Origin of the sequence: Mesorhizobium sp. M5C.F.Ca.ET.164.01.1.1 (assembly GCF_004792125.1) — a bacterium.
GTDB lineage: Bacteria > Pseudomonadota > Alphaproteobacteria > Rhizobiales > Rhizobiaceae > Mesorhizobium > Mesorhizobium wenxiniae.
The window spans coordinates 598,567-619,592 of record NZ_SRTG01000001.1 but is presented as its reverse complement, the minus strand read 5'-3'; the positions used below and the strand labels follow the sequence as shown (position 1 = coordinate 619,592).

Here is a 21,026-nt window from a genome sequence, read left to right as displayed (position 1 = left end):
TGGTCGGGCTATTCGTAGTGTCCACGCGCCGGCGGGCGCGAGCGAGCTGGCCGAGATCAGCCCGAACGGGCCAAGCTCTTAAGCGCCCCGTCGAGTCGGCCAGCGCATTGGCGCCTAGTTTAGGCTTTGACTGGGCCTGATTCATTTGCGTAGTGCGATTTCGCAATCTGCCGCAACCTCAAGGACGACGATGACGGTATCGGCTTCGCGGCCTTGAGCCGACGAGGATTATCGCCGCCAGAAGGGCTTGGCGATCTCTGCCTCGACCTGCCGTCTCGTCAGACCGATATCGCCGATCAAATGAGGATTGTCCTTCAACATTTGCTCAAGTTCCCAGCGAAAGCGCTTCCGCTCGTCCCAGGCCGCGACAATGCTTCGCAGGGTCGCCAGGCTGTAGTGCCGACGCGACATTTCCACTGGCCGCAAGGGCGTTCCCGGCCGCGCTGCCTGATGCCGGGCCGATGCAAGAGTAACGTTCATAGCAACCTCCATATGGTTTGAAGGTCCGGGGACCCTCGACCTGAAAGAGGCTGAATTCTGCAGGATACGAACAGCGTCGTAATTAAGCTCTCCCAAATAGTTCTCAAAACTTCCAAACGGGCTATAGATACGCCGCATGCAGGGATCGCGCTTTGCCTTTGGTCCGTTCGTGCTTGATTCCGGTGCGGGAACGCTGCTTCGCAACGATGTTCCTGTTGCCGTTGGCTACCGTGGGTTAAATCTGCTTGCGGCGCTCGTTGGACGGCCCGGCGAAATCCTGGCCAAGGCCGAGTTGATGGACGCGGCGTGGCCGGGCACGGCCGTCGAGGAAGGCAATCTCACTGTCCAGATCGCGCAGCTGCGCAAGCTGCTTGGTCCGGCCGCCGACGGCGGCGAATGGATCGCCACGGTTCCGCGCGTCGGCTACCGCTTCACGGGGGCCGTCGAACAGCTCGATGGCGCGAAGCGAAAGCCTTTGACGCTGCCCGGCAAGCCATCGATAGCCGTGCTGCCGTTCGTCAATGTCAGCAACGATCCCGAGCAGGAATCCTTCGCGGATGGGTTGACCGAAGACCTGATCACCGACCTGTCCAGGATCTCCGGCCTGTTCGTCATCGCACGCAACTCGGCCTTTGCCTACAAACGAAAGCCGATGGCCGTGCGCGAGATCGCTGAGGACCTTGGCGTGCGCTATCTGCTGGAGGGGAGCGCAAGACGCGCTGCAGGGCGCGTGCGCATCAACGCCCAGCTGGTCGACGCGGTGAGTGGCGACCATCTATGGGCGGAACGCTTCGATCGCGGCTTGGAAGACATCTTTGCCGTTCAGGACGAGGTCACCGGCAAGATCGTGGAGGCGTTGCTCGGCAGGCTGCGCGCACCGCCGCCGCGCAATCGGCCCAAAAATCTCGAGGCTTACGATCTCTGCGTGCGGGCGCGCAAGCTGATGGATGATTCGCCGCAGACGGCGCGCGAAGCGCATCTGATGCTCACCCGCGCGGTTTCGCTCGATCCGGAATATGCCGAGGCCTATCGCTGGCTTGCCATGAACCACTGGATGGGGTGGGTGCATTCCGGCGGACCAACCGAAACATCCCGTAGCGTTGCTTTGGAACTGGCGCGCAAAGCCGTAGCGATCGACCCCAACGATGCCGGCTGCCGCTGGGTTTTGGCTTACCTGCTTGCCTATGAGCGCAACTTCGCCGGGGCGGATGCGGAATTCGCCAAGGCGATCGAGCTCGACCCGAACGAGGCCGATGCCTGGGCGGCATTATCCGACATCGCGGTCCTGGCCGGACGGGTCGAGGAGGGCCTTGAGCACATTCGCAAGGCATTCCGGCTGAACCCGTTTCCGGCAAGTTGGTACTATCTGGCGCTCGGTCAGGCGCAATATGCGGCCGGCGCATACGAAGCCGCTGTCGAGACACTGCGCAGGGACGAGACTTATCGTACGAGCTCACGCCGTTTCCTGGCGGCAAGCCTTGCCCAATTGGGCCGGCTCGACGAGGCGCGCGCGGAGGTCGAACTGTTCCTCGTTGGCAACCCGCATTTCACAACCCGCCACTGGGCCACGACGGAGCCATTCCGCGACGCTGCGACGCTCGAGCATTTCGTTGATGGCTTCCGCAAGGCCGGTCTTCCGGAGTGACGCGCCGGCGTGACCGAAGGCGCTGCCCTCGAGCAGCTGGTTCGAGATGTCGATCAAAGCATACATCTCTGTCTCGTAACGGCGCCTTCGCAGCGTTCGTGCGACCTATTCCTCAAAGCGACTCGTGGCGTCACGATCACGCTCGTATCGTCTCGTGAGCGGAAACGGCGGCAACCAGGACTCGCGACGGATGGTCCAGCTTTCGTAGGTTGGCATCAGTTGGTCAGGGGCATCCAGGGATCCCAGGTTCACTTCGATTTCGTCCGCGGTGCGACCGAAAATTGTCGAGCCGCAGCGGGGACAGAAAAACCGCCCGGCGTAGTCGCGCGTCTCGCCTTCGACCGTCACCGCATCCTGGGGGAACACCGCGGAAGCGTGGAAAAGGGCCCCATGATGCTTGCGGCAGTCGAGACAATGACAAATGCCGACCCTGTATGGGAGTCCCGACGCCACTATTCGGACGTTGCCGCACAGGCAACCGCCGGTGAATCGGTCCATGCTGCATCTCCTCCAAAATCAAGCGGTCGGAATGGCTACAACGAACGGCACTGTCATTGCAATTGCCCCGCTGCGGGCGGGGACGCGTCGCCTTCCGTAGCGGGCCTCGCCCACCCTTGCCGCCCTCTTATTTGGAACGAAGCGGTGCTTTCGCTCTTGACAAATATACTCGTCAACGGCATTGACAGGAAAGCTTGTCAATGTGAGGCCTGCATGCTCGATATCGAGGTCATAGATCGGCCGAGCGCGGCCGCCGCCGCGTTGGAGCCGGTTCGGAGTCAGCTCCTCTCAGAACTGCGGGAGCCCGCCTCGGCCGCCGCCCTCGCCACGCGCCTCGGTCTCAAGCGGCAGAAAGTCAATTACCACCTGCATGCTCTGGAGGAGCACGGGCTTGTCCAAGTTGCAGACACGCGCAAGTGGGGTGGCTTGACCGAGCGGCTCATGGTGGCGAGCGCCACAAGCTATGTCGTCTCGACGAGCGCGCTGGGTCCGGTCGGCGCCGATCCGGACCGCACCGTCGACCGCCTGTCGGCAAGCTACCTCATCGCGCTCGGCGCTCGGCTAGTGCGGGAGATCGGGGCCCTCCAGCGCGCTGCCACCGATGCCGGCAAGCGCCTAGCGACCTTGGCGATCGACACCGAAATCCGCTTCCGCTCCGCCGCCGACCGCGCCTCGTTCACGCGTGAACTGGCTGAGGCCATCACCACGCTGGCGGCACGCTATCACGACGAAACCGCGCCGCAGGGACGGTCCCATCGCCTTGTCGTGACGGCGCATCCTTCACCAGCCAATCCGCAAGGAAAGGACGTTCAATGCCAGTAAAAAAAGATTCTGCCGGCAATCGCTCGGTCGAGGCGCAAGTGGATGTCCCCGGTACATCGGAGGACGTCTGGAACGCGATCGCAACGGGACCTGGAATATCTCAATGGTTCGTGCCGAGCGAACTCGAAGGCCGCATCGGAGGAACCACCGTTTCGCATTTCGCTGCCGATGGAAGCATGGATGCCGTCGCCACCATCACGGCTTGGGAGCCGCCCAAGCGGTTTGTCGCAGAAGCACCGGGTCAGCCGGGAACGGTAGCGACGGAATGGATTGTCGAGGCAAAGTCCGGCGGGCTTTGCACCGTTCGCGTTGTCCATCGGTGGTTCGCGACTTCTGATGATTGGGATGATCAGTTCGAAGGCCACAGCTACGGATGGATCGCCTTCTTCCGCCTGCTCCGCCTCTACCTCACGCACTTTCCCGGGCAGCACGGATCGGCTTTTCAGCTCTTGGTCCCGTCCTCTGAACCTTTAGCCGATGCGTGGCGAAAGCTGGTTGAACCCTTGGGCCTGGCGAATGCGACTGAACAACGGCGCGTGGCCTCGGACGCGCTGGCATTCGAGGGCGTCGTCGAACGAACAGGGCCGCAAGACCATCCCGAGCTGGTGGTCCGGCTGGACCAGCCCGCGCCGGGCTTCGCGCACCTCTTCGCCTTGCCGATGGGCGGGATGACATACCTGTCCGTGCGGTTTTTCCTCTTTGGCGACGATGCAGCGAGCATTGCAAAACGGGAGGAGCCAAGGTGGCGAACCTGGCTTGGAAAACATTTCCCGACTCCCGGCGAGTAGCGCTTCAGCGGAAACGCAGTTGTCAGTTTCAACGCTGCGCGCCATTAATCTACCTACAGCACGCCCGCCATGGCAGCCGAAGGTTTCCGGCTACGCCTGCCGTCTTCGCGCGGGCAGGCCGCCGCGGTGCTTCTGCGCAGTATGCTCCACTCCTGCAAGCAGATCGAAGAGCCATGCCACACCCGCATCCATCATCGCGACCTTGGGAGCGACGGCGTTGAGCCGGAAGCCGGGCAACGGCAACGGGGCATCGAGGTTCAGGACGCCGAAACGCGCCGCATGCATGGTAACGAACCGCCGCGGCAGGGCCGAAATGAGATCGGTCTCGGCGATGACCGCAAGCGCGAACATGAAGTTGGGAACAGTCAACGCAATCCGTCGCGCCCGGCCTTGCTTGGCCAGTTGTTCATCCACGAAGCCATAAGGATCGCCACTGTGCGAGACGACCAGATGCTGCATGTCGCAGTATCGGTCCAGGGTCGGATCACGCGCGAACGGATGTCCAAGGCGCATGGCAATTACAAAGTCTTCTTCGTAGATGCAGCGCTTTTCGAAGCGAGGCGGGATGTCATCGGACGGAATGATCGCGATATCGATGGCGTGCGCCTCGAGATCGACAATCGCGCTTCGCCAGACGCGGGCCGGAGAGGGCAAGATCTGACGCACGCCAACGTCGATTCGTGGCGCAATCCGGCTGAGTTCGGCGAGAAGCGGGCGCAGGATCACGGCTGAGACACCGTCCGGTGCGCCGATTGCGAACCGGCGCATGGCCGTAGCGGGGTCGAAGGGTGCGGCAGTCGCCATGACGCTGCGCACGCGCGCCAGAATATCGGTGATCGGCGCGGCGAGTTCCGTCGCACGCGCCGTCGGCACCACGCCCTTGGGTGTTCTTAGGAACAGGGGATCATTGAGGAGCCGGCGCAACCGGCCAAGCCCGTGACTGACGGCCGATGGAGTCAGATTAAGCCGGTCCGCCGCCCGGCCCACGTGCCCCTCTTCGAGCACGGCCTCGAAGAGGACGAGGAGATTGAGATCGGCGCGTGAAAGATCAATTCCGTTCAGCATATTACTGAAATCATATCATTGGCTTCATCAAGATCAAACATGCAATTTTACCGGCTGAGCGGTGCATCGCTCGGACGAACGGAGCCTTGAGCGGGAAACAGCCATGTCGGTGATGATGATTTCCGAGGTCGGCGGACAGTCGCCGCAAGGGTATGATGGTATGCTCGCCCTCGTGGGTGACGTTTTGAGGCAGGTGCCGGGCTTCATCATGCACATATCGCTCACCCGGTGGCAGTCGGCTGGCGGATCGTCGAGGTGTGGAACTCGGAGGAAGAGGCGACGCGCTTCTTCGCTGCTCAAATCGCGCCGAATCTGCCGGACGGCATCCGCCCGAAGCTGTCCTTCCAGCCGCTGCACGGTCTTTTGAAGCCCTGACGGAAATGCCGGCGGTGAAAGATGTGAGATTGCATCGGCTCGACCGATGCCAGGGGGCTGCGCCTGCGGATCGGTACAAACATAGGAGAAATTTCTCATGCCAGTTTCACGACGTTCAGCAATCGCTGCAGCGGGCGCCGGTCTTGCGTCGCTTGGGATCACGAAAGCTACAAGCGCCTCTGCCGTTGCCCATCAGGTCTCTATCCCTGACGAGGAGATTGCCATGCTCATCAGGCAGACCGCCAAAGCCAACGCGGCGCTGATGCGCGGCGACATCGCCCGATACCGTGCGTTGATTGCGCTCACCGATGACCTCACGCTTATGTCGCCTTTCGGCGGAAAGCCGACACGCGGCGTGGAGATGACGAGCGAACACTGGGAGGCAATGGGGCGTTTCTTCAAGAACGGCACGCTGGAACAAGAGCTGGTCCAAGCCTATGCCGCGGCCGACATGGTGGTTCTCGCGGTCATCGAGCGCGGCCGCGGCGAAGTCGGCGGTCTGCCGGCCCAGGACTGGCCGCTGCGCGTTACTTTGGTCTATCGCCGCGAAGGATCCGAATGGCGGCTCGCGCACCAGCACGCTGACCCGCTCGCCCGGGTATCAGCCTGGAGCAGGCGGCCGCGCTGGCCCGCTGACCCGCCGCTGAGGGTCCACGCCAGACCAACGTTGCAATCTCCCAACGCTGTGACAGCTCCGCGCGTTCTGTTTCAGGCTGCCGTTTCGACCGGCAGGCCGGCGGCCTTCCATTCGGGATAGCCGTCCTCGAGCCGACGGACGAGGTAGCCCCGCTCCCGCAAGGCGGCGACCGCTTCGAACGACAGAACGCAATAGGGGCCGCGGCAATAGGCGATCACTTCCCGATCCGCCGGTAGCTCTTCTAAGCGACGCTCCAGTTCGGCCAGGGGGATGTTGAGGGCGCCTGGAAGATGTCCGACCGCAAACTCGTCCTCTGGCCGCACGTCGAGAACCGTGACCATGCCGTCATGCAGCCTCGAGACGAGGTCGTCTCGCGACACCGGTTCCATCGCATCGCGAGCGCGGAAGTAGTCGGCCATGACGCGGCCGATTTCGGCCACGTTTTGCTCGCCGACCCGGCCGAGCGCCTTGATCAGCGCCACCACTTCGGCATCGCCCGTAAGACTATAGAGCACGTGCTTGCCGCGGCGCTCCGTCTCGACGAGGCGCGCCCGCCGCAGGATCTGCAGGTGGCGCGACGTGTTGGCGAAACTGAGATGGGCTAGCGCGGAGAGGTCCTCGACGCTGCGTACCCCTTGCGCCAGATGCTCCAGCAGCTCGAGCCGATGCGGATGGCCGAGCGCCTGAGCCACTTCGGCAAGGCTTGCGTAGATCGCCTGTTTCGGTCCGGTGCTTGACACCGCTTCTCCTCAGTGAAACATTCAGCGGAATGATTGAATGTTCTAGCCCTTCGTAGCAAGGCGCGCAAGACCATGTTCCTTCGCCAATTCCTTCACGGCCATCCAGTCGGCGTCTCCTATCCGTTCGGTTGCCACAACGAGGCCCTCCGGATCGAGGACGAAGCCGCGTTCATCCGCTTCATGCTCGCCGAGATTCCGCCGGTACCGCCCGAGGCCGCGGCACTCCGGGCCGCCAATTCCGGCTTGGCTGCGGCGGCCTGACCCATGGAGGAAGCGGCATCGGTTCCAGGCGAGACGGGTTCATCCGTCAGGCTCGGCCTCAGGGAGAACTGGCCGCAATTCGCGCTGCTCGTCGTGATCAACGCCTTTGTCGGCGGCATGGTCGGGATAGAACGGACGGTGGTGCCGCTGATCGGATCGGAGGAGTTCCACGTCACATCAACGACGCTCATCGTCTCCTTCATCGTCAGCTTCGGCGTCGTCAAGGCCCTCGCCAATCTGGTCTCGGGCCAGCTTGCCGACGCGTGGGGCCGCAAGCGCGTACTCGTTTTGGGATGGCTGGTCGGCCTGCCGGTGCCGTTGATGATCATCTGGGCGCCGAGCTGGGAATGGGTGATTGCGGCCAACGCATTGCTCGGCATCAACCAGGGACTCGCCTGGTCGATGACCGTGATCATGAAAGTCGATCTCGTCGGGCCGAAATCGCGCGGCCTTGCCGTCGGCCTCAACGAGTTCGCCGGCTATCTCGCCGTCGGGGTGACGGCGTTGCTGACCGGCTATCTCGCCGCGCAATACGGACTTCGGCCAGTGCCGATCTATCTCGGCATCGGCTATGCGGTCGTCGGTGCCGCACTGTCGATCCTGCTCGTGCGCGACACGCGCGACCATGTTCGGCTGGAGGCTTCATCCCACGCGCAGCAGGCCGCGCCGATCAGCTTTCGGCAGGTCTTCGCGCTCACTTCCTTCGGGGATCGCAACCTGTTCGCCGCCTCCCAGGCCGGACTGGTCAACAATCTCAACGACGGCATGAGCTGGGGCATCTTCCCATTGTTCTTCGCTTCCTTCGGCCTCGGCGTCGAGCGCATCGGCATCCTCAAGGCGATCTACCCCGCGACATGGGGTGTCCTGCAGATCGTCACGGGTCCCTTGAGCGATCGCTGGGGGCGCAAAGGCCTGATCGTAGCCGGCATGTGGGTTCAGGCCGCCGGTCTGTTTCTCACCGCGGCGATGCGTCAGTTCGAGTGGTGGATCGTCGGCAGCCTTCTGCTCGGCCTCGGCACAGCGATGGTCTACCCGAGCTTGATCGCAGCCGTCTCCGATGCCTCGCATCCGACCTGGCGCGCCCGCTCGCTCAGCGTCTACCGATTCTGGCGGGATCTCGGCTACGCGATCGGTGCTCTCTGCGCCGGCCTCATCGCCGACAGCTTCGGGCTGTCATGGGCGATCGCATCGATCGCCGCGCTGACGTTTCTCTCAGGGGTAGTCGTCGCTGTCGTGATGCGAGAGACGGTCTAGAGCAATTTCAGGAAAAGTGTGAACGGTTTTCCGTCCGGAATTGCGCAAAAACAAAGAGATAGAGCGGTTCGGCGTTTCTGTGAAACGATGAACCGCTCTAGCCAGATCAAAGTGCTGCAGCGAGCCAAAAAGATGGCGTCGATCGTTGGATCATAAGGCTTGCTGCGCCGGCGGCTCTTTCGCCGCTGCGACTTCCTCTGGACTGAGGGCGCCCGGCCGGAGCTTGAACAGAATCAGCAGCGGCCCGGCGACGAAGATGGAGGAATAGGTGCCGGCGAGGATGCCGAAGATCATCGCGACCGTGAAGGACTGGATGACTTCGCCGCCCCAGATCGAAAGCGCCGCCAGCGCGAACAGCGTGGTCACGCCGGTCAGGACCGTTCGCGCCAGCGTCTGGTTCATCGACAGGTCGAGCAGCTCGGCAATCGGCATCCTTTTATAGCGGCGCAGGTTCTCGCGGATCCGGTCATAGACGACAACCGTATCGTTGATGGAGTAGCCGACAATGGTCAGGATCGCGGCTATCGAGGTCAAATTGAACTCTATGCCGGCGACGACATAGAAGCCGATCATCAGGATCACGTCGTGGAACGTCGAAATGATTGCGCCGAGCCCGAACTGCCATTCGAACCTGATCCAGATGTAGACGAGCATCGCCAGCAGCGAGGCGAGCACGCCCATTGTGCCGTTGAACGCGAGTTCGGAGGACACCGTCGGACCGACAACCTCGATGCGGCGGAAGTCGTAATCGGTTTCAAGCGCGCTTCTGACTTTTTGCACGGCGGACTGTTCGGCAATGTCGCCGCCCCCCTGGGTGCCGATGCGGATCAGCACGTCCCGGGCCGACCCGAACTCCTGCACCTGCACCTCACCCAGTTCGAGGCCCGTCAGCCGCTCACGGATGTCGCCGATGTCGGCCTGCTGGCCCTTCGCCTGCACCTCGATGCTCGAACCGCCGCGGAAGTCGATGCCGTAGTTCATGCCGACCGTGAAGAACAGCACGGCCGATGTGATCGAAAATAGCAAGGACAGCGTGAAAGCGTATTTTCGGAATGCCATGAACGGCACGCGGGTGTCGTCGGGCACCAGCCGCATGACACCGCTGGGCATCGTTTTCGGCCGCTGCCGGCGAAGCCAGAACGCGACCAGCCAGCGCGTCAGCGTGAAGGCCGTGAACACGGTGGTGACGATGCCGATGGCGAGGGTGACGGCGAACCCCTTGATCGGCCCCGAGCCAAGGAAGAACAGGATGACGGCGGCAATCAGCGTCGTCACATTGGCGTCGACGACGGTCGCCAGCGCCTGTCTGAACCCGGAATCCATCGACTGCACGATCGAGCGCCCTTGGCGGTTCTCTTCGCGGACGCGCTCAAAGATGATGACGTTCGAATCAACCGCCATGCCCATCGTCAGCACGATGCCGGCGATGCCAGGCAGCGTCAGCGTTGCGCCGAGCACGGACAGGACGGCGATGATCAGTGCGACGTTGGCCAGGAGCGCGATGTTCGCGATCAGTCCCAGTCGCCCATAGGCGAACAGCATGAAGCCGACAACGAGGAACAAGGCGATGATCGACGCGAACTGGCCCGCCTCGATCGAATCGCTGCCGAGGCTCGGACCGACGGTGCGTTCCTCGACGATGGTGAGGTCGGCAGGCAGTGCGCCGGCGCGCAGCAGGACCGCAAGGTCGTTCGCGCTTTCCACCGTGAAACTGCCGGATATCTGCCCGGTGCCGCCCAGGATCGGTTCGCGGATCTGGGGCGCGGAGATGACCTCGTCGTCGAGGATGATCGCGAACAGGCGCCCGACATTGGCCTGAGTAGCCTGGCCGAAGCGGGTTGCGCCGCGGCTGTCGAAGCGAAACGAGACCACCGGCTCGTTGGTGCGCTGGTCAAAGGTTGCCTGCGCATCGACGAGGTTTTCGCCGGAGACGATGATCCGGTTCTCGATCAGATGGGGAACCCGCGGCTCGTCCGTCGAATACATCACCGTCGAACCCGCAGGCGGGCGGCCGGAGATCGCCTCCTCGACGGGAACCGACTGGTCGACCATCTGGAAGGTCAGCTTGGCGGTCTGTCCGAGAATATCCTTCAGCCGCTGCGGATCCTGCAGGCCCGGCACCTGGACCATGATGCGTTCCGATCCCTGGCGCTGGATGATCGGCTCGGTCGTGCCGAGCTCATTGACGCGCCGGCCCACTACCTCGATCGATTGAGTGAGCGCCGCGGCGATCCGGTAGTCGATCCCGGCTTCGGTCAGCGTAAAGCGCAGCAGGCCCGGTTCCGGCTCGGCCATCTCCATCTCGGTCACCGAGCCGCTCATGAAAAGGCCGGTCGAGATCGGCTGCGTCAATCTTTCGAGCGCGGTCTTCGCAGCTTCGATCTGGCCTTGGTCGCGAATGCGGACCTGGATGGAATTGGCGGTGCCGGTAAGCCCGGTATAGCCGATCTGGGCATCGCGCAGCGATGTGCGGACCTCGTCGCGGGCCGATTCGAGGCGTTCGTTGGCGAGGTCCTGCCGATCGATCTGGAGCAGGATGTGCGAGCCGCCCTGCAGGTCGAGGCCCAGCGTCAGCTGCCGCTTTGGCAGCCAATTCGGCAGCGATGCCAGGGTGGAGGCGGGAACCAGGTTTGGAGCTGCGTACAGGATACCGGCCAGGACCGTCAGCCAGATGAGAATGGTCTTCCAGCGCGAAAAATGCAGCATGTTCTTGTCCGTTCAGCCCATATCGGGCGGAAACCACCTCCGACAAGAGCTTTGGCGTTCCGATCGGCGAGCAACTCGACGAGAGCCCGGGAACGCGATGTGAAAGTTTTGGGAGTCGGGGGCCGCGGTCGCGCGGCCAGGATCATGCCGGGAGAAACGGAGGCGCGCGCGCATCAAAGGCGCGGATCGGCGACAGTTTCGCCCGGTCCTCAGACCCGATACCAATCGGTGCGGCTGACGCGGTTTCGAGCGGCAGGCGCAAATCCGGGATAATGCAAAAGGGCTTGCCGTTTCCCGCAATGGCAGGCGTTCCCGTCTTGAAACGGGACGCCTCAGCTGCAACACGGCGCGCAATGTCGCGGACAAGGATGGTCGCGACCGGTTTGGACGCAGCGAGCCTCATTTGCTCTTTAGCTACATCCTGTCCGACCTGGTCGGCTGTTGCCGCAGGAATGGTCCAGACCAAAAAGAGCAACGACGCGATCAGCCGCAGACCAGCGCTCACACTGAGCAGAACGCCGGGCCTGGCCCGTCTTCGGCCGCTTCGTCTCATCTCATCGGTATGGCTCTCATACACTGCGTTTGATACGCTTTCGCCTTCGTTGCCTCAGTAAGCGGCAGGCCGCACTCTTTGTCTAACTACAGCACTTGCGTTGCGAATTGAAGCGCACCTTTCACCGACTCAAAGGTCAAGTGTTGGCCGATGCGCTTCCTTTTCGACGAGGAGCACCAAGGAGGCGGCCGCTCCAGAGCACCACCCTTCTCGATGTAACTTGAGCGCATACGCGTATACTCGTATACGAATAACCAACGAGACGAATGCCTCGAACAGGGCTCATCTGCCTGCTTTCCTGGCTTTCTCGGGGGAACGTTCAGGCTGCGCGCCGGGACGCGGCCCAACGTGCCAAGCCAGTATTCCTGCCAGACCATTTTGGAGACGCTCATGGCCGACACCTGGTGGCGCACGGGCTGGCACGCGATCGGCTTGACGGCGAAGGCTTATGACACCGAGGATCTTACCAACGGCCCAAAAAAGCCGATGATACGTGTTATTCGCTTCTGGCCAGGGCCGAGGATGGCTATGTCCAAACCCTCAGGGAAGGACGATCCATCAGGCATCGCAAACTTCCACGCAAAGCGTGCGATCCCATGATGAACATCCACGTCACTTGTCCGTAGGATGCGGGCACCGGGATGCTTGGCCAGAACTCTTGCGATGTGCGCGAGCAGTTCTTCCGCGCCAGTCGCATGGACTGCAGGATCCGTGTATGTCGCGCCATCGCTCCAGATCGGTAACAGCAACGCCCGCCGTCGCTCGGCGTTCTCATCGGACCAAGCAGCACAATACGAATCGATGAGAAGCGTCAAAGGCATTCTATTCCCCTGTTGTAGATCACGGGTCTGACTCGGCTCACACTCGCCTTCTTCTTTGCCGCAACCAGCTCATCGTTAAAGGCCCGCTGGCTGACGACAAGGCGCCTAAGGCCGAAAACTGCATAGTGAAAATCCGCTCAGCCAGTCACCCTTCCCGCAATCCAGGTCGGATAGATCTCATCTGGATTTTCCCAGAAATTGCGATAACGCTGCAAAATCATCATGTAGGTGGCCAGCTGCAATCGCCCGTTGGAAGATCGCGTCGTAACCGTCGACCACAGAGCGGTCGATCTTGCGCGCCTCCATCAGCTCCAGGAGATGCTGGAATGCGCCGTAGTGCGGGGAGATCGACGAGAGCGTCTCGTCGTCGCTGGCAAAACGGCCAGCATTCGTCCGGTTGATGAGGTCGGCGACAAGCCCGTCAACGACAGGCGCTAATGCGGTCCACTGCCGAGCCAACTCGCCGAGGTCGATCTCTTCGGCCTGACACACGGCGATGGCATGGAGCGTGCCGAACAGCGCGCCCCACATGACAGCAAGCAGCGCGCTATCAACTGCGTTCGCACGTCCCGGCTCTTCCCCGATATCCTGGACATTGCCGCCCAAGGCACGAAACATCTCCTCGTTCGCGTCGAAAGCCTGCCTTGGCCCCGAGATCAGATCGTCCCGGCATCTGTCCGATGAAATCCGGCGTGTGCCATGATTGCGCCATCGAGATAGCTGGCTCCGTGCTCGGCAAACCATTCAGCGGCTTCGCGTGCGCCATGCGGCGTTCCCGAAGTGAGTTCCACGACCAGCTTGCCGCGAAGGGCTGAAGCAACAGCATCGTCGTGCAGAACTGCAGCGGTTGCCTGGTAGTCGCTTACGTTCACAATGATAATTTCAGCCGCCTTGACAGCTTCCAGGACGGACCCCGCGACAGTGGCGCCGAGCGCGGCCAGCGGTTCGGCCTTCTGTTTCGTCCTGTTCCAGACCGTCGTCCGATATCCCGACCGGAGCAGGGCCCGGGCGAGCGCCGATCCCATACGACCCGTCCCCACAACGCTGATTGAAAGCTTCATTGCAACACTCTCCACCAATTAGATGCCAATAGGCGCGCCGCGCCATGGTTTTGCCGTCAAGGGCAGAGGTATGTTGGAGTGAGTGGCGCGCACAATACGCACCTGGAGGCAAGTGGTTACCCAACGGTAAGGAGAGCATCATGAATACGCCGACGGGCAATTGCGGCTTCGCAACCGCGATCAAGGCGATCGAAGGGAAGTGGAAAGTGGATACTCTTTGCGAGCTTGGAACGGCATCTCGCAGGTTCGGCCGGTTGAGGCAGTCGATTCCGGCGATCAGTGAAAAGATGCTGACGCGAACTGGAGGCTGACGGGCTTGTGAACCGAGAAGTCTATCCGGGATCGCCGACTTAGGTCGTCTATTCGTTGACAGAAGGCGGAGCGGCGCTCAATGCTGGAGCAGAGGCGTTATGCCGCTGGGGTGAGCAATTCCCTTCCCGCACCGATGCTTAAGGATGCTGTTCGCACGCGAGTTGGACGTCGGCTTCATGGAGCTTCGCCCTCGGCCGGAAACAACGACAGCCAATACCGGGCGATGTCGTTGCGGCGCATGAAGGCGGCCTCCGGCCTGGACAGAACCGTCTCGATTATGCCTTCCAATGCCGCGGCCCGGTTGGGTTGGCCGGTCCATCGCGCATGGACGGCTATCGTCATCATGCGCCCGCCGTCTTCCCTGGCTTCCCTGATCAGGAAGTCCAGATAGGCTTTAACGTTGTCGACGAAGTCCTTGGGCGTCACATAGCCGGGGCTGACCAGATAGCGGCTGTCGTTCAGGGTCTTGGAATAGGGGACGATCAGAAGGCGCCTGTTCTGTGCCGGCACGAAATAGGGCAGGTCGTCGTTGCACGGATCCGAATCGTACAGGAAGCCGCCTTCCTCGATCAGGAGATCGCGGGTGTTGACGCTGGGAAAGGAACGGCTGTTCCAGCCGATCGGGCGCTCGCCGAGCAGCTCGATGAACAGCGCAACGGCGCGCTGCAGATGGTCGCGCTCCTCGTCGCGGCTCAGGGTCCATTGTTCGGTCCAGCGCAGGCCATGGCCGAGCAGATCGTGACCCGATTGGCGCAGCCATGCCGTCGCCTCCGGGTTGCGCCGCAGCGCCTCGGCACAGCTCGAGATCGTGGCGTGGACGCCGTGTCGCTCGAGCAGTCTGGCGATGCGCCAGATACCGACGCGGCTGCCATACTCGAAATGTGTTTCGGTGCCGAGGTCGCGGATGCCGTCGGGCGCCGACAACGGATATTCGCCCCAACCATCGCTATGGCTGTCGCCCTCGAACAGCGAATACTCCGACCCTTCCTCGTAGCAGACCACGAGATTGACTGCGACCAGACGTTCGTCCGGCCAGATGATCTGCGGCGGCCGCCGGCCGTAACCGACGAAATCGCGCGGCGGGCCGTGGCGATGCTGGAGCTTCATGACAGTACAATTCCTGGCGGGTTGCCGATCCGCATGTACGGGTCAGCGAGGAGATCGGGCTCGAAGGCTGGCGCGGAACGGCGAGCCCGATCAGATTTACCCTTGGATCCAGGATTTCGCCACAACCAGACTGCAGCAAACCGTACGTCAGTCCGCAGAAATCTTGATACAAGAATCCCGATCCCCCATGCCAGGCGACAATTTCGGGCCAGCCACTGATGCCTTTGCGGGGCGCTTGGCTGGCCTGGAGCGGCATCAGTACGGCGTTTGCATTGACGGACGTCTGGCGATCCTCAGCCGGCTGTCAGTCCGTGTGTGCGCCCAGGCGCCACAGCACTGACCGATGCCCGCTCGACCAGCGGGCATTCAAGCTTGGTGATGGGGTAGCGGCCGCGGCCGGGCGGTGCAGGAACGTCCAATTGCTCGATCGCCCATTGCCCCATCGCCATATGCGGCAGGATCGACGTCGTCAAAGGCGGGAACAGATGCCGGGCGATTTCCTCGTCGTCATAGCCGATCACCGAAATATCCCCGGGGATGTGCAGGCCGGCTTCCTTCAACGCTTCGTAGCAGCCGATTGCGGTGCGGTCGTTCTGGCAGAAGATTGCGGTCGGCCGATCCTTGAGTGCCAGAAGCTTGACTGTCGCGGCGTAGCCGGCGCTCGCCGACCAGTCGCCCTCGACCACCAGTTCCACATCGAACGGGATGTCGGCCGTCGCCAGTGCCCGGCGGTAGCCCTTCAGCCGATCCTGCGCCGCCTGCATCCATGGTTCGCCGGTGATGGTTGCGATGCGGCGATGGCCATGGCTGATCAAGTGGCGGGTGGAACTCTGCCCGCCGGCGATTTCGCTCGGCACCACGGCGGGGAAGGCGTAGTCGGCGGTATAGCAATTGAGCAGGATGACCGGGATATCGAGGCCGTAGAGATAGTCGGGCGCGGTGATCTCGCGTGTGAAGATGGTCATGTAGATCAGCGCCGAAATACCCCGCTTGGTCAGTGCCGCAATCGCGCGCGGCTCCATGACGGTATCACCCAAAGTCTGCGCGACCAGCACGACATTGCCGGCATTCCACGAGGCCTGGCGCGCTCCTTCGATGGCGACGACCGCTTCGGGACTGGTCGCCAGTTGATCGACCGCGAAGCCGATCACCCCGTCCAGCCCCTCGAACGAGGCGATAGGGCTACGAAGAGCAGAGAAGGCTGGTGGCGCATAGCCGAGGCCCCGCGCGGCCTCGATCACCCGTTCGCGGGTCTGCTGCGAGAGCCTTATGCCCGGCGTGTTGTTGAGGACGAACGAAACCGTTGCCTGCGAGCAGCCGGCGGCCCTGGCGATATCGGTCATGGTAACGCGACCCTTGGGATTCTTGGCCGATGGCTTTCGGCGCCGGGAGGCTTCAAGGGGAGGATCGCGCAGATCCGTCGGTTCGCTCATGGCATTGTGTTCCAAATTCCAGCTTGTCTAACCTGAGGTCGTCCTGGACGTCATAAAAGACGGCAGGACGTCCGGCGAGGCTTCGTTTATAAACAAGCACTCGATTAATCATTATTATCATTCTGGTTGCCGAATGGCTAGCGGCGCGGAGAGAGCGATATGCGGTCCTGAAAGATCGGTTTCTCGGAATCGGGGACCAATTTCAAGCCCTTAGACGGAAGCCTCCCTTTCTCACCACACGGCAGGCAGCCGCCGGCACCAGGTTTCCAACCAGGAACTAATACTATTTACTAATAGGCGTAAGCGTTCTAATGTCAATTTGTCATGCCCGGCTCGGGACCGAACGGGCCATGGCGGCAAGCAAGCGTGCTGCGCGGGATCGGTAGCACTCGGGCCGCAGAGCAACGCCGCGCAAATACTTAAATGTCAGACAAATCCGACTATTTACGAACTGCCAATGAGTCTCTAGAGTTCAAATCGCGGCTGGAATGGCGCCGTTCTTTCGCTGCCAGCACCCCTTGAGGAGGAGGCGTCCAAGCCGCATTCGACAAGTTCAGATCAGCAAAAATGACTGAATCAAATGGGAGGTTGAACATGAAATCTGCGATACGAAATGCGTCCATCGCCGCCGCGGCCTTGGCCCTCGGTCTGTCCATCACTGCAATTGCTCGTGCCCAGGATAAACCGACGCTGGCCTTCGTCGTCAACGGCGCCTCCGATTTCTGGAAGGCGGCCGAAGCCGGAGTCAAGAAGGCGCAGGCCGAACTGCCCGGCTACAATCTGGAGCTCAAATATCCGGAGCAGTCGTCGGTTGCCATCCAGCAGCGGCTGATGGACGATCTGGTGACGGCCGGCGTCAAGGCAATCATGGTATCGGCCGTCGATCCCAAGACCTCGACCGAGGGGCTCAACAAGATCGCCTCGGAGACGGCGCTGTTCACCACCGACAGCGACGCGCCGCAGACCAAACGTATCGCCTATATCGGCTCATCCAACATCGATGCCGGCAAACAGGCCGCCGAGATCGCCAAGAAGGCGATGCCCGACGGCGGCAAATGCCTCGGCTTCGTCGGCTTGCTCGGCGCCGATAATGCGAAGGAGCGCATCGAGGGCATGAAGGAAGGGCTCGCCGGCACCAAGATCGAGCTGATCGACGTGCGTGGCGACGACATCGACCAGGCCCGCGCCAAGAAGAACGTCGAGGACGCGCTGGTCGCCAGCCCCGACGTCACCTGCATGGTTGGCTTCTATTCCTACAACACGCCGCGCATCTATGAAGCGCTGCGCGACGCCGGCAAGCTCGGCCAGATCACGGTCGTCGGCTTCGACGACGATCCGATCACGCTGGGCGGCGTCAAGGAAGGCACGGTTGCCGCCACCGTGGTGCAGCAGCCCTTCGAATGGGCCTACCAGGGCATGAAGCTGATGGCCGCCTATCTCGAGGGCGACAAATCGGGCATTCCGGAGAACGGCCTGATCATCATCCCGACCAAGATCATCGGCAAGGACGACGTCGACGCCTATGCCGCCAATCTGAAGGCGATGTCCGGCAATTAGGACGAAAGCAGTTGCGCCGGCTCGAGGTTCGCTTCGGGTCGGCGGCTCGCATTGACGAACCCTGCGAGGGTCGTCAGTCTGCAGATGTGGCTAGAACGGCCCACCAGCTGCTGTCAGGCGTGATGAATTATTCCGACGCATCCATCGGCGTATCCACGACTGCCTCGTTCCTCAGTCTCGAGGGCGTGCGCAAGACCTATCCCGGCGTGGTCGCGCTGGATGGATTCTCGATGGAGGTCGGGCCTGGCGAGGTCATCGGCCTCGTCGGCGAAAACGGCGCCGGCAAGTCGACGCTGATGAAGATCCTCGGCGGCGTGACCACCCCCGACACCGGCACGATCACCGTCGACGGCGTCGCCCATGACAGGCTGACCGTCGAAGCCAGCATCGGTTCCGGCATTGCCTTCGTTCATCAGGAACTCAACCTGTTCGAAAACCTCGACGTTGCCGCCAACATCTTTTTCGGCCGCGAGCCGTTGCGCGCCGGTCCGCTCAGGCTGGTCGACCGCGCCAGGCTGCGCGCGCTGTCGGCGCCGCTGCTCAAACGCGTGGGCGCCAATTTCTCGGCCGATACGCCGGTATCGACGCTGTCGCTTGCCCAGCAGCAGATGGTCGAAATCGCCAAGGCGCTGTCGATCGAGGCAAGGCTGGTGATCCTCGACGAGCCGACATCGAGCCTGCCCCTTGCCGAAACCGACAAGCTGCTCGATGTCATCAGGGCGCTGAAGGCTGAGGGAATCAGCGTCATCTTCATCTCGCATCGTCTTCACGAAGTCGAGCGGGTCGCCGATCGCGTCGTCGTGCTGAGGGACGGCAAGCTTGCCGGCACGCTGCCGAAGAGCGCCGTCAACCACGACCAGATGGTCAAGCTGATGATCGGCCGCATGCTGAAGGAGCGGGAGAAGGCCGCAGAATCGGCGCGCCCGCCCGGCACCGTCGCCCTGTCGGCCAAGGCCATTCGCACCAGCGCCTATCCAGACCGGCCGGTCGATCTCGGCGTCAGGCAAGGCGAAATCCTAGGGCTGGCGGGCTTAGTCGGCTCCGGCCGCACCGAGCTTGCGCGCGTGCTTTTCGGCATTGAGACGAGCCTTGGCGGCGCGCTCCAGCTTGATGGAAAAGACCTGGTTCTCGGTTCGGCCGCCGAGGCTGTGGCCAACGGGATCTTCCTCGTCCCGGAAGACCGCAAGCTGACCGGCATCCTGCTCGATCTGTCGATTGCCCAGAATATTTCGCTTCCCAATCTGCCGGCGCATGCCCGCCGGTTCCTGGTTTCTGCCGGCGCCGAAGCCGTCACCGCCGAGAAGCAGAAACGCAATCTCGGCATCAAGGCACCGTCGGTGGCGACGCGCACCGGCACCCTGTCAGGCGGCAACCAGCAAAAGGTCGTGCTGGCCAAGTGGCTTGCCATGAACCCCAAGGTGATGATCCTCGACGAGCCGACGCGCGGCATCGACATCGGCGCCAAGGCCGAGATCTACGGGCTGATGCGCGCACTGGCCGATGCCGGTGTCGCCGTGCTGATGATATCCAGCGACATGGAGGAGGTGATTGGCGTCTCCGACCGCATCGCCGTCATGCATGAGGGCCAGATCTCAGGCATTCTCGACAAGGAACAGTTCAGCCAGGAAAACGTGCTGCTGCTGGCCGTGGGCAAGCAGCCGAGATAGTTTTTTGTTTTGGTGCAGGTTCTGGTCGCAAAACCGTAGAACACTTTTGCGGAGCCTGCCTGGGCAGGGATTGGGGAGAAGACGATGAGCAAGAAAGATCTCGGCCTGCTGATCCTGATCCTTGTGGTGGGAGCGGTGGTGGCGATCATCAATCCGCGCTTTCTGCTGCCGATCAACCTCGCCAACACGTCGAACCTGATCGGGCTGTTCGGCATCCTGGCTATCGGCCAGGCCTTCGTCATCATCACCGGCGGTATCGAATTGTCGGTCGGCTCGGTGGTTGCGCTGCTCGGCGTCCTGTTCGTCGATTTCATCGCCACGCGCGGCATGGCATGGCCGGTCGCGCTGCCGCTGATCCTCGTGCTCGGTGGCATGATCGGGCTGGCACATGGCTGGCTGATCACGCGGCTCAAATTGCAGCCTTTCGTGGTGACGCTGTGCGGCCTTTTGATCTATCGCGGCGCCGCGCGGTTCTACACAGCCGACGGCACGGCGGGTTTTGCTTTCGGACAGAACTTTCCGGAGCTCGAATTCCTGACGGCGGGGCGATCCTATGGCGTGCCGAACAGCTTCATAGCGCTGATCGTCATCGCCATCGTGATGTGGGTGGTGCTGCATCGTTCGGTGTTCGGCCGCTATCTCTACGCCATCGGCAAGAATGAGGAGGCGGCGAAATATTCCGGGATACGCACCGGCCGCGTCGTCATGGCGGCCTATGTCATCTGCGGTGTGCTGACGGCGCTATCGGCGATCTATTTCGCCATGTACACGCGCTCGATCTCGCCGGCGAGCCACGGCCAGTTCTACGAACTCTATGCCATTGCCGCGGCAGTGCTCGGCGGCTTCTCGCTGCGCGGCGGCGAGGGCTCGCTGATCGGCGTCATCCTCGGCACGGTTCTGCTGCAGGAACTCCAAAACCTCGTCAACCTGCTCGGCATCCCCTCCTCGCTCAACTTCGCGGTGATGGGCGGGGTGATCCTCATCGGCGTCCTGGTCGATCAGCAATGGGGCGTGTTCCGGGAGCGGCGGCTGATGCTCGAGGCGACCCGCAAGGGCATGGCTGGTGCGTCCGCGGAATAGCGGCTCCGCCTCTCCCTTCTCCCCCTGTGGGAGAAGGTGGCCGAGCCCACGGGCCTTGCCTCCGGCAAGCCCGAGGACAGGCTCCGATCGGCCGGATGAGGGGTGTTCCAGCTTGACGCCGACCGAGCTCCGGCCAGCATCCCTCAACCGTCTTGGCGCTATGC

At 62.3% G+C, this 21,026-nt stretch carries 22 protein-coding genes; 12 read left to right on the top strand and 10 right to left on the bottom strand.

Translation table 11 applies throughout. The annotated features are described in order from the left end of the window. Positions 1-228: 228 nt before the first annotated feature. Positions 229-411 carry a DUF1127 domain-containing protein gene (locus tag EN807_RS35390; RefSeq protein ID WP_189522445.1) on the bottom strand — a complete coding sequence of 61 codons (183 nt, stop codon included), beginning with the start codon at positions 409-411 and terminating at the stop codon, positions 229-231. 205 nt (positions 412-616) lie between these two features. Between EN807_RS35390 and EN807_RS02915 the strand changes: the two genes are divergently transcribed. Further along, a complete protein-coding gene (locus tag EN807_RS02915; RefSeq protein ID WP_135933816.1) occupies positions 617-2,125 on the top strand; it encodes a winged helix-turn-helix domain-containing tetratricopeptide repeat protein in 1,509 nt (502 codons plus the stop codon). Positions 2,126-2,230: 105 nt separating this feature from the next. On the opposite strand, the gene EN807_RS02910 is transcribed toward EN807_RS02915, so the two are convergent. Next, entirely contained in the window at positions 2,231-2,623 is a 393-nt protein-coding gene (locus EN807_RS02910; protein WP_065011571.1) for a GFA family protein, read from the bottom strand. A 213-nt stretch (positions 2,624-2,836) separates the two neighbouring features. On the opposite strand from EN807_RS02910, the gene EN807_RS02905 reads away from it, so the two are divergent. Together EN807_RS02905 and EN807_RS02900 are read left to right on the top strand one after the other, a co-directional pair. Further along, on the top strand, positions 2,837-3,445 hold the full coding sequence (locus EN807_RS02905; RefSeq protein WP_135933815.1) for a helix-turn-helix domain-containing protein: 609 nt from the start codon (positions 2,837-2,839) through the stop codon (positions 3,443-3,445). After that, positions 3,436-4,233, top strand: coding sequence for an SRPBCC domain-containing protein (locus EN807_RS02900; RefSeq protein ID WP_135933814.1), 798 nt, complete (start codon positions 3,436-3,438; stop codon positions 4,231-4,233). The genes EN807_RS02905 and EN807_RS02900 overlap by 10 nt, the downstream gene beginning before the upstream one ends. Positions 4,234-4,323: 90 nt before the next feature. Here EN807_RS02900 and EN807_RS02895 read toward each other — a convergent pair whose 3' ends face one another. After that, a complete protein-coding gene (locus EN807_RS02895; RefSeq protein WP_135933813.1) occupies positions 4,324-5,298 on the bottom strand; it encodes a LysR family transcriptional regulator in 975 nt (324 codons plus the stop codon). Positions 5,299-5,526: 228 nt separating this feature from the next. Here EN807_RS02895 and EN807_RS35385 point away from each other — a divergent pair, with 228 nt between their 5' ends. Together EN807_RS35385 and EN807_RS02890 are read left to right on the top strand one after the other, a co-directional pair. Continuing rightward, positions 5,527-5,673, top strand: a complete 147-nt coding sequence (locus EN807_RS35385) for a hypothetical protein (RefSeq protein WP_189522331.1) — start codon at positions 5,527-5,529, stop codon at positions 5,671-5,673. A 223-nt stretch (positions 5,674-5,896) separates the two neighbouring features. Beyond that, the gene (locus EN807_RS02890) at positions 5,897-6,430 is read left to right on the top strand and encodes a DUF4440 domain-containing protein (protein ID WP_246684004.1); all 534 of its coding nucleotides are present in this window, start codon (positions 5,897-5,899) and stop codon (positions 6,428-6,430) included. Here the strand turns inward: EN807_RS02890 and EN807_RS02885 are convergent. After that, positions 6,382-7,050, bottom strand: a complete 669-nt coding sequence (locus EN807_RS02885) for a metalloregulator ArsR/SmtB family transcription factor (protein ID WP_135933812.1) — start codon at positions 7,048-7,050, stop codon at positions 6,382-6,384. The genes EN807_RS02890 and EN807_RS02885 overlap by 49 nt on opposite strands. A gap of 72 nt (positions 7,051-7,122) precedes the next feature. On the opposite strand from EN807_RS02885, the gene EN807_RS02880 reads away from it, so the two are divergent. Together EN807_RS02880 and EN807_RS02875 are read left to right on the top strand one after the other, a co-directional pair. Next, a complete protein-coding gene (locus EN807_RS02880; protein ID WP_210239967.1) occupies positions 7,123-7,311 on the top strand; it encodes a hypothetical protein in 189 nt (62 codons plus the stop codon). A 3-nt stretch (positions 7,312-7,314) separates the two neighbouring features. Beyond that, complete coding sequence (locus tag EN807_RS02875) at positions 7,315-8,565, top strand: MFS transporter (protein ID WP_135933811.1); 1,251 nt, start codon at positions 7,315-7,317, stop codon at positions 8,563-8,565. Between the two features lie 150 nt (positions 8,566-8,715). On the opposite strand, the gene secDF is transcribed toward EN807_RS02875, so the two are convergent. Continuing rightward, positions 8,716-11,271, bottom strand: coding sequence for a protein translocase subunit SecDF (gene secDF / locus EN807_RS02870; RefSeq protein WP_135933810.1), 2,556 nt, complete (start codon positions 11,269-11,271; stop codon positions 8,716-8,718). A 142-nt stretch (positions 11,272-11,413) separates the two neighbouring features. Continuing rightward, positions 11,414-11,776 carry a hypothetical protein gene (locus EN807_RS02865; protein ID WP_135933809.1) on the bottom strand — a complete coding sequence of 121 codons (363 nt, stop codon included), beginning with the start codon at positions 11,774-11,776 and terminating at the stop codon, positions 11,414-11,416. A gap of 438 nt (positions 11,777-12,214) precedes the next feature. On the opposite strand from EN807_RS02865, the gene EN807_RS02860 reads away from it, so the two are divergent. Then, a complete protein-coding gene (locus EN807_RS02860; protein ID WP_065009132.1) occupies positions 12,215-12,424 on the top strand; it encodes a hypothetical protein in 210 nt (69 codons plus the stop codon). 398 nt (positions 12,425-12,822) lie between these two features. Here the strand turns inward: EN807_RS02860 and EN807_RS36075 are convergent, their stop codons facing one another. Then, positions 12,823-13,251 (bottom strand): hypothetical protein, encoded by a 429-nt coding sequence (locus EN807_RS36075; RefSeq protein ID WP_210239966.1) that lies wholly within the window; start codon positions 13,249-13,251, stop codon positions 12,823-12,825. Between the two features lie 50 nt (positions 13,252-13,301). Then, on the bottom strand, positions 13,302-13,706 hold the full coding sequence (locus tag EN807_RS36070; protein WP_210239965.1) for an NAD(P)-binding domain-containing protein: 405 nt from the start codon (positions 13,704-13,706) through the stop codon (positions 13,302-13,304). A gap of 140 nt (positions 13,707-13,846) precedes the next feature. Between EN807_RS36070 and EN807_RS36335 the strand changes: the two genes are divergently transcribed. After that, a complete protein-coding gene (locus EN807_RS36335; RefSeq protein ID WP_246684003.1) occupies positions 13,847-14,017 on the top strand; it encodes a winged helix-turn-helix transcriptional regulator in 171 nt (56 codons plus the stop codon). Between the two features lie 175 nt (positions 14,018-14,192). Here EN807_RS36335 and EN807_RS02845 read toward each other — a convergent pair whose 3' ends face one another. Together EN807_RS02845 and EN807_RS02840 are read right to left on the bottom strand one after the other, a co-directional pair. Further along, positions 14,193-15,125, bottom strand: coding sequence for a polysaccharide deacetylase family protein (locus EN807_RS02845; protein ID WP_135933808.1), 933 nt, complete (start codon positions 15,123-15,125; stop codon positions 14,193-14,195). Positions 15,126-15,418: 293 nt separating this feature from the next. Continuing rightward, on the bottom strand, positions 15,419-16,558 hold the full coding sequence (locus EN807_RS02840; protein ID WP_189522330.1) for a LacI family DNA-binding transcriptional regulator: 1,140 nt from the start codon (positions 16,556-16,558) through the stop codon (positions 15,419-15,421). 594 nt (positions 16,559-17,152) lie between these two features. Between EN807_RS02840 and EN807_RS02835 the strand changes: the two genes are divergently transcribed. The 3 genes from EN807_RS02835 to EN807_RS02825 all read left to right on the top strand — a co-directional run bounded on the left by EN807_RS02835 (position 17,153) and on the right by EN807_RS02825 (position 20,862). Next, the gene (locus EN807_RS02835; protein ID WP_127319143.1) at positions 17,153-18,115 is read left to right on the top strand and encodes a sugar-binding protein; all 963 of its coding nucleotides are present in this window, start codon (positions 17,153-17,155) and stop codon (positions 18,113-18,115) included. A gap of 122 nt (positions 18,116-18,237) precedes the next feature. After that, entirely contained in the window at positions 18,238-19,782 is a 1,545-nt protein-coding gene (locus tag EN807_RS02830) for a sugar ABC transporter ATP-binding protein (protein ID WP_135933807.1), read from the top strand. 84 nt (positions 19,783-19,866) lie between these two features. Next, the gene (locus EN807_RS02825) at positions 19,867-20,862 is read left to right on the top strand and encodes an ABC transporter permease (protein ID WP_135933806.1); all 996 of its coding nucleotides are present in this window, start codon (positions 19,867-19,869) and stop codon (positions 20,860-20,862) included. Positions 20,863-21,026 lie beyond the last annotated feature (164 nt).

Excerpts from the sequence above, each read along its gene's own strand:
- EN807_RS02880 (WP_210239967.1), top strand. The coding sequence starts at position 7,123 with ATGTTCCTTCGCCAATTCCTTCACGGCCATCCAGTCGGCGTCTCCTAT.
- EN807_RS02840 (WP_189522330.1), bottom strand. The coding sequence starts at position 16,558 with ATGAGCGAACCGACGGATCTGCGCGATCCTCCCCTTGAAGCCTCCCGG.
- EN807_RS02845 (WP_135933808.1), bottom strand. The coding sequence starts at position 15,125 with ATGAAGCTCCAGCATCGCCACGGCCCGCCGCGCGATTTCGTCGGTTAC.
- EN807_RS36335 (WP_246684003.1), top strand. The coding sequence starts at position 13,847 with ATGAATACGCCGACGGGCAATTGCGGCTTCGCAACCGCGATCAAGGCG.
- secDF (WP_135933810.1), bottom strand. The coding sequence starts at position 11,271 with ATGCTGCATTTTTCGCGCTGGAAGACCATTCTCATCTGGCTGACGGTC.
- EN807_RS36070 (WP_210239965.1), bottom strand. The coding sequence starts at position 13,706 with ATGAAGCTTTCAATCAGCGTTGTGGGGACGGGTCGTATGGGATCGGCG.
- EN807_RS02830 (WP_135933807.1), top strand. The coding sequence starts at position 18,238 with ATGAATTATTCCGACGCATCCATCGGCGTATCCACGACTGCCTCGTTC.
- EN807_RS02915 (WP_135933816.1), top strand. The coding sequence starts at position 617 with ATGCAGGGATCGCGCTTTGCCTTTGGTCCGTTCGTGCTTGATTCCGGT.
- EN807_RS02835 (WP_127319143.1), top strand. The coding sequence starts at position 17,153 with ATGAAATCTGCGATACGAAATGCGTCCATCGCCGCCGCGGCCTTGGCC.
- EN807_RS02910 (WP_065011571.1), bottom strand. The coding sequence starts at position 2,623 with ATGGACCGATTCACCGGCGGTTGCCTGTGCGGCAACGTCCGAATAGTG.
- EN807_RS02905 (WP_135933815.1), top strand. The coding sequence starts at position 2,837 with ATGCTCGATATCGAGGTCATAGATCGGCCGAGCGCGGCCGCCGCCGCG.
- EN807_RS02895 (WP_135933813.1), bottom strand. The coding sequence starts at position 5,298 with ATGCTGAACGGAATTGATCTTTCACGCGCCGATCTCAATCTCCTCGTC.
- EN807_RS02860 (WP_065009132.1), top strand. The coding sequence starts at position 12,215 with ATGGCCGACACCTGGTGGCGCACGGGCTGGCACGCGATCGGCTTGACG.
- EN807_RS02875 (WP_135933811.1), top strand. The coding sequence starts at position 7,315 with ATGGAGGAAGCGGCATCGGTTCCAGGCGAGACGGGTTCATCCGTCAGG.
- EN807_RS02890 (WP_246684004.1), top strand. The coding sequence starts at position 5,897 with ATGCTCATCAGGCAGACCGCCAAAGCCAACGCGGCGCTGATGCGCGGC.
- EN807_RS02900 (WP_135933814.1), top strand. The coding sequence starts at position 3,436 with ATGCCAGTAAAAAAAGATTCTGCCGGCAATCGCTCGGTCGAGGCGCAA.
- EN807_RS02825 (WP_135933806.1), top strand. The coding sequence starts at position 19,867 with ATGAGCAAGAAAGATCTCGGCCTGCTGATCCTGATCCTTGTGGTGGGA.
- EN807_RS35390 (WP_189522445.1), bottom strand. The coding sequence starts at position 411 with ATGTCGCGTCGGCACTACAGCCTGGCGACCCTGCGAAGCATTGTCGCG.